The organism is Sodalis sp. (in: enterobacteria), from assembly GCF_047607725.1.
In the GTDB taxonomy this organism is placed as follows: domain Bacteria; phylum Pseudomonadota; class Gammaproteobacteria; order Enterobacterales; family Enterobacteriaceae; genus JBLKSS01.
The window spans coordinates 1-6,519 of record NZ_JBLKSS010000196.1; the positions used below are offsets into that span (position 1 = coordinate 1).

The 6,519-nt window shown below is 52.2% G+C and carries 7 protein-coding genes and 1 pseudogene; 4 read left to right on the plus strand and 4 right to left on the minus strand.

The features are described 5' to 3' along the window. The first annotated feature begins 404 nt into the window (after nt 1–404). Together ACMX3H_RS15910 and ACMX3H_RS15915 are read left to right on the plus strand one after the other, a co-directional pair. Nucleotides 405–2,303, plus strand: a complete 1,899-nt coding sequence (locus ACMX3H_RS15910) for a glycoside hydrolase family 3 N-terminal domain-containing protein (protein ID WP_415211526.1) — start codon at nt 405–407, stop codon at nt 2,301–2,303. Nucleotides 2,304–2,407: 104 nt separating this feature from the next. Beyond that, nucleotides 2,408–2,704 carry a TetR/AcrR family transcriptional regulator gene (locus tag ACMX3H_RS15915; RefSeq protein ID WP_415211527.1) on the plus strand — a complete coding sequence of 99 codons (297 nt, stop codon included), beginning with the start codon at nt 2,408–2,410 and terminating at the stop codon, nt 2,702–2,704. A 160-nt stretch (nt 2,705–2,864) separates the two neighbouring features. On the opposite strand, the gene ACMX3H_RS15920 is transcribed toward ACMX3H_RS15915, so the two are convergent. Continuing rightward, complete coding sequence (locus tag ACMX3H_RS15920) at nt 2,865–3,077, minus strand: hypothetical protein (protein WP_415211528.1); 213 nt, start codon at nt 3,075–3,077, stop codon at nt 2,865–2,867. Then, entirely contained in the window at nt 3,056–3,373 is a 318-nt protein-coding gene (locus ACMX3H_RS15925) for an isochorismatase family protein (protein WP_415211529.1), read from the minus strand. The genes ACMX3H_RS15920 and ACMX3H_RS15925 overlap by 22 nt, the downstream gene beginning before the upstream one ends. A 522-nt stretch (nt 3,374–3,895) precedes the next feature. Here ACMX3H_RS15925 and ACMX3H_RS15930 point away from each other — a divergent pair. Next, nucleotides 3,896–4,534, plus strand: a complete 639-nt coding sequence (locus ACMX3H_RS15930; protein ID WP_415211530.1) for a class I SAM-dependent methyltransferase — start codon at nt 3,896–3,898, stop codon at nt 4,532–4,534. A 218-nt stretch (nt 4,535–4,752) separates the two neighbouring features. Then, nucleotides 4,753–4,916, plus strand: a pseudogene (locus tag ACMX3H_RS15935) (RcnB family protein); the annotation flags it as partial. A 264-nt stretch (nt 4,917–5,180) separates the two neighbouring features. Here the strand turns inward: ACMX3H_RS15935 and ACMX3H_RS15940 are convergent. Beyond that, entirely contained in the window at nt 5,181–6,290 is a 1,110-nt protein-coding gene (locus ACMX3H_RS15940) for an AI-2E family transporter (protein ID WP_415211531.1), read from the minus strand. Between the two features lie 122 nt (nt 6,291–6,412). Then, nucleotides 6,413–6,519: transposase domain-containing protein (locus ACMX3H_RS15945; RefSeq protein WP_415210122.1), on the minus strand; the 107-nt coding region annotated here is incomplete at its 5' end.

Genomic DNA, 6,519 nt, shown 5'->3' on the forward strand with positions numbered 1-6,519 from the left:
GGGCTGGAGCGCCTGCTCAACCAGCTTAATGTTAAAGTCCAGCGGGAAATTGGGACGACGTCTTGAGGGTTTTGGTGGGGTTTGTTTCATGAATTGCGCCCATTAAAAAAATAATGGACATCATCTTCAATAACTTGATGGGGAAGTAAAAGACGGCGCTGGGCGTACGCTTATCTTAAGGCCGCCTTACAAAGACCACGGCGCGTGCCTCTCCAGGTATTAGGCTTATGCATTTATAGTCAGAATATTATATTTATTTAAATTGTTTATAAGCCATTTAATGATTGTTTGGTGAAAAAATGTTTTATTGTCTCTCTATTCCATGTTCTTAGAACACACAGGATTCGGGCTAATTTAACCTGTCATGATGAAATAATGCATAATAAATGAACTATGTGTAATATGTGTTAGGGTGCGGAAAATTACGGCGATGGTTACCGATAGCATTATGCGCTTGGCCGCTGGCAGGGTGTATCCAGGAGCAAGACGGCAAAGAGAAAACCGAAAAGGAGATAGAGCGACGCGTTAACGCCATGTCGTTGGAGGAGAAAATTGGTCAAAAGCTTATGCTTGATTTCCGCTATTGGGATCCGCCCGGCAGGCCCCAGCAAGATATGATTGCCTCAGACGCTACGGTTGCACAGATTATTCGTAATAACCATATCGGAGGCGTAATTCTTTTTGCCAACAATCTTAAAACGCCATCGCAAATTGAGGCGCTTACCTCGTGGTATGCCGCGATGAAAACCCGCGGCGGCCTGCGTCTGTTCATCGCCACTGATAACGAGGGCGGCAGTATATTCCGTTTGCCGCACGGTGACTATGCCACGTTTCCAGGCAATATGGCATTAGCCGCCGCCGTAGAAGGCGGCGCGGATCCACAGTTGGCCGTTGAACAAGGGCGGTGGATGGCCCAGGATATGCAGTCGCTACACATCAACACCAATTTTGCGCCGGTGGTGGACGTTAACACGAATCCCTTTAACCCGGTTATTAACGTGCGGAGTTTCAGCGATGATGCGCCAACCGTTGCGTGCTTGGCTGAGGGTATCACCGCGGGTATGCATCAGCAGCGGCTCATTACCGTTTATAAGCACTTTCCGGGGCACGGGAGTACATCGACCGATTCCCACACGTCCCTGCCGCGCGTTGATCGTTTAAGGAAGGACGCCTTCGCTATCGATATCGCGCCATATAAGCACGCTATTGATAATCATATTGCCCCTGACATGATTATGACGGCTCACATTCAATATCCGGCGCTGGATAACACTCAAATTTACAGCCGATATGGCGAAAAAATGACGGTACCCGCCACGATGTCTCATGAAATACAGACCAACATTCTGCGTAAGGTATTAGGGTATCGCGGTGTCACAATTTCGGATGCGCTGAATATGGGGGCGATTGCCGATCATTTTACCCAGGCTGAAGCCGTCGAACGGGTGTTTGCGGCCAGGGTTGATATTGCCCTGATGCCGGTCAGTATTACCTCTCCCTCCGAAGCGGACCGACTGTCAGTATTGATTCATCATATTATCAGCAAGGTCAGGGCAGGCGAGATTAGCGAGGAGGATATTAATGCTTCCGTTAAACGTATCTTGCGCCTAAAGCACTCTCATCTTTGGCAAGACAGTAGGCGTAGTCTCTCCTCTCTTTTGATCAACGGGCGAAAAATAGAGAAGGAGATTGCGGACAGATCGATTACCGTCGTCATCAATCGGCATGCCACATTGCCCTTGAAAGATAAAATGCAGCGCTATCTGATCCTGACGCCCTCAGACGAACAGGCAAAGGGTACGGCGGTAATGACGCAGGAGGGCTATCGCAATGTCGTGGCTAAACAGACAACAAAGCTGACGGATTTAGAAATCAAATTGGCTATTGCGCAGAGTGATGTGCTGCTACTGGGCACCGTTTCGACCCATTTTAAAAATCCCGCAATGAGGGGGCAGCCCGCAATAAGCGATCAGGAAGGCGACAACCGGGATAGCGATGCGAGTACGCTTTCCTGGTTCCGATATGCCGGTATATTGGGTAAAAAGCGGATACACCTCTCTTTGCAGGCACCTTACGATATTGTCAGCTTTGCCGACAATGTGGACGCCGCCGTGGCGACCTATTCCTATTATGGCTATGACAACGGCATCTGGCTGGGCCCCTCAATGATTTCGCTGGCGCAAATCTTGACGGGGACGCGCTCGCCGCAAGGGAGACTGCCGGTAACGCTATGGCATAACTACGATGTTGATAGCCATGCCGGCACCGTCGCCTTTCCCCGAGGCTATGGCTTGAGTTGGTAACATCGCTCGTCCGGAACGTTGTGGACCGCTCAGAAAGTGGCGCCGTCACGGCGTTTTTTATATGGTAAGATATCGTATGTCGATACGCTAATTGGGTGAGTAGGATGGGACGTTCCAGCAAATTACAGGCTGGCGCCAATCGGGCGCTGATCGTTGAAAAGGCGAGCGAGCTTTTCAGGGCGCGCGGCATTGCAGAGGTCAGCGTATTGGATATCATGCAAGCGGCAGGGATGACGTCGGGAGGCTTTTATAAGCATTTTGCCTCGAAAGAGGCGCTGGCGGCGGAAGCCGCCAGATTGGCTTTCGATCAGTCCAGACAGCATTGGGACAGCATAGCCAGCGATTGCACGCAGGGCGTCAATGCGCTGCTTACGTCTTTCCTCAACGCCGTGGGGGCATGAGGATAGGTCGTCCGCGGGAAAGGGAAAGACGTTGGCCGTCTTCGCCGCCATGGTGGGCGCCAATTATCTGAGCGAAATCATAAACGATCCCGCGCTGTCGGATGCGTTAAAAACCGTCGTCCTGGCCATATTGGACACCTAGCGCGGCCTGATCCTGGTTCTAGCGCGTAGCCGAGGGCGGTACTGCTCCCATTGCCGGCTCAAGCTTCGCCGCGTTGGCAGCGGAAAGCGTGATGGCGTCGATCAACGCGGTGGTGTTGAGGATCTCGGTGGCGTATGTCGGGTCATCAATGTCCATCGCCGCATGCAGCGCTTCATGAGCGCGCGCCGACGTGGTGTCTCGAACCAACGTTACGTGGAAGCCCAGCTCCATACCAATGCGGCGGTCGCCTCCAGGCAGGTATTGGCCAGAAGACCAACGCAAATGATTTTTTCTTTACCGTAACGCTTTAGCTTATGCTCAAGGTCGGTATTGGGAAATCCGCTTGATCCCCAATGTCCGGTGACCACGATGTCACCAGGCTGAATTGGGAAGTCATCGTGAAAGATACCGCCCCAGGTGTCTTTGGCGAAAACCTGACGTTCGCTCGCGGCCAGCTGATAGGGCGAGGGGTATTTCCAGTCGGCGTAATCGCCCTGTTGCCAGCGATGATGTGGAACATGATACACGGTGATGCCGGCCGCGCGCGGCGGCAACAATGTTACGTAAATTTTCATGCATATTGTTTTCAAGCGCGATGTCCTTCACAAAGGGAAATAATTTCCCGCCCTCAGCTAGAAAATCATTATATAAATCAATACACAGCAGAGTGGTAATCGCGGGCTCATAAACGGGATTAGGCATTTTTCCCTCATTGACGGCGTCAAAAATGGTGTAATTAAATAGATTATCATTATAATCTAATTTGGCAAGAGATAAGCGCGTTCCGCCGACGCTGTGCTTTGGCACGTCGGACGTTGTCGGCGGTGAACACACGCAAAGGGGAAGGATTGATGATTCGACGATGCGTTCCGTACCGGATAAGTCTATGATCGAAATAGTCAATGTCATCCGGCTGCCGCGCTTAAGACATATAACGTATTATTGTTTGGGGTCTAAGCCTGATAGCGGGTGCATGATGCCTGCGGCCAATTGACGGCTGGCACGGACGACGGCTGCGGCGTCGGAGGCCGTGCATCGTCCCTGTGCCCATGATTGCGTTTATCGGTGGATGGGCAAAAATTCGGCGGGGAGCAAGAGACCATGTTCTCGGGCTTTATCAGCGGCCCGCGGCCGCCTTCGCACGCCAGCGCTCACACCGCCTGATCGAAAAACCGTGGCTGGATGAATTCATTGCCGCCATGGGGGGCAACGGCCGTCTTTTAGATATCGGCTGTGGTAATGGTCAGCCTATCGCGGAATATTTTATACGGTGGCATCTCCCTGTTACCGGTGTTGATGACGCTGCCGCGATGCTTGACCGCGCCCGGTCCCGTTTTCCACAGCAACGCTTGATCCACTTGGATATGTGTGCGATGGCGCTTGATGAGACCTTTGAAGGCCTTATCGCCTGGGACAGTTTTTTTCATTTGCCTCGGGAGGATCAAAAATTGATGTTCCCAATCTTTCATCGCCATAGTCATACGGGTAGTGCGCTCATGTTTACCAGCGGACCGGGCAACGGTATCGCCATGGGGGAGTTTGAAGGAGAACCGCTGTATCATGCCAGTCTGGCGCCTGAGGAGTATTGTGCATTACTAACAGAACAGGGGTTTGCGGTCATAGATAGGGTAGTTGAAGATCCTTTGTGCAGCGGGCATACGATTTGGTTGTGCAAACGGGTGGAATAGCAGCGGCAGAGATTTATCGGTGGCATCTGCACCCTCTGGCTAACGGGCGGTTAAGCCTTGAGGACGATTCAATGTTAGCAATGCATACCTGACATCACACCTCGGCACTTTCATCATAAATGCTTTTCCATTGGGTTAGGTCACGCCGTTTTCAGCTATTTCCCCTTATCGGTGAGCGCCACCGCCGCCAGGTCGGCCCGCCGATCCCGTCTGGGTAATATTTGGACAAATCCTACACTATTGTCGAATGGCAGAAACGCCATCTCCCGGCGCCCCAAGAAAACACCCATTGGGCCTATATTAATCCAACTATATTTTGATCACCAACGACAGCGCCAAAATCGTGCAGGCGAAGTCTGGCGAAATCTTTTTCCGCGGCTAACGCTTGCGTTGAACGTGGCGGACGCTGATCAACACGGGCCGTGGTAACGTCGCTCCGTTGGCGGCGGGCGCATCGAGTGCCTGCGGTGACGGACCCCGCAGACATGCCCGCCCCGGCGCTGTGATATCAGCGTGAAAACAGCGCCGTCAGGCGAGGGGCGCTATTTCCCAATGAGCCGATAGCGGGCCGTCGGCAGCCGAATGCGGCGAGAGATCAAATCCGCAGCGGGATCGCCCCCGATCAGCAGCCACCGGGCGCAGAACCTCACACTTCGGGATGATTTTTCCCTTCTTCTATGAAAGCCTCATCGATTTCGTCAACGTTTGCACGGTTATCTCGGCCGGACAAAAGATTCCAGCAGGCGATGAACAGCGCCGCAATCAATGGACCAATGACAAAACCGTTAATGCCATAAATTTCCATGCCGCCCAGCGTGGTGATAAGTATCAAAAAATCCGGCATCCGGGTATCTTTGCCTACCAACAGCGGCCGCAAGATGTTATCGACCAGCCCTATCACCACCACAAAAAACAGCACCAGGAATGTCCCTTTCCACACCATGTCCGTGGCGAAGAGATACACCGCGGCGGGTACCCAAACAATCGCCGACCCCACTGCGGGCACCAGTGAAAGAAACGCCATCAGCGCGCCCCAAAGTAAACTGCCCTCAAGGCCGGTGAAATAAAAGGCCAGCCCACCCAGAAACCCCTGTACGATCGCCACGACCACGGTGCCTTTGACCGTCGCTCTTGAAACCGCGGCAAATTTCATAAACAGATGATGTTTGACATAGGTCGACAGAGGCAGGCCTTCGAGGATCAAACCGACAAGGTATGCGCCGTCTTTCAGCAGGAAAAACAGCAGATAAAGCATGATGCCGAAACTGAGGACAAAGCTAAATGTCCCCCTGCCGATGAGGAAAACGCTGCCGGCGAGATACTGTCCACCCTGCAGCACCAGACCCGACATCTTTTGCTGAATTTCCGCTGCCGTATCCAGATTGTGTTGCGCGAGCAGATGCCGCGCCCAACGCGGAAGATGATGAATCAGATCGGACACGATAACGGGAAATTGCGTATTGTTCGTCTGCAGTTTGGCATAGACGACATTGGCTTCAAACGCCAACGACGACATAACCAACGCTAACGGCGTAAATACAATCAGGCAAATAATAAGCAACGTGAAAAGCGACGCGAGACCGTTCTTGTCGCCCAGTTTCTGTCTGATTTGCAACTTTAACGGGTGGAATATGACCGCCAGAATAGCCGCCCACAGAATAGCGGAATAGTAAGGGGACAAAACATTGAAAAAAGCCGCCGTGACAATCAGCAGAATAAAAATGAAAAATCCTTTTGTGAGACCTTTAAATCTCATAAGTAACCTCGTTTTTGCAACATTCGCCGTAGCACTCGCTACCGAAATTGATACCGCTACTGCTTTAGTGTGGGCATTAACCCGCAAGAAAGGTAAGCGTACGCCCAGCGCCGTATTGACAGTTATTCAGCAGGGATGGTGAGGTTCCACGGCAGGAGCTCTTTGATTTTGTTGATGGGATGATCCGCGATAATCGCCAGCACATGGCGCAGATACGCTTCCGGCTCCA

What these genes read in the sequence shown, in the direction of transcription:
- ACMX3H_RS15940 (WP_415211531.1), bottom strand. Translation starts at nt 6,290, where the DNA reads ATGAGATTTAAAGGTCTCACAAAAGGATTTTTCATTTTTATTCTGCTG.
- ACMX3H_RS15920 (WP_415211528.1), bottom strand. Translation starts at nt 3,077, where the DNA reads ATGGAGCTGGGCTTCCACGTAACGTTGGTTCGAGACACCACGTCGGCG.
- ACMX3H_RS15915 (WP_415211527.1), top strand. Translation starts at nt 2,408, where the DNA reads ATGGGACGTTCCAGCAAATTACAGGCTGGCGCCAATCGGGCGCTGATC.
- ACMX3H_RS15930 (WP_415211530.1), top strand. Translation starts at nt 3,896, where the DNA reads ATGATTGCGTTTATCGGTGGATGGGCAAAAATTCGGCGGGGAGCAAGA.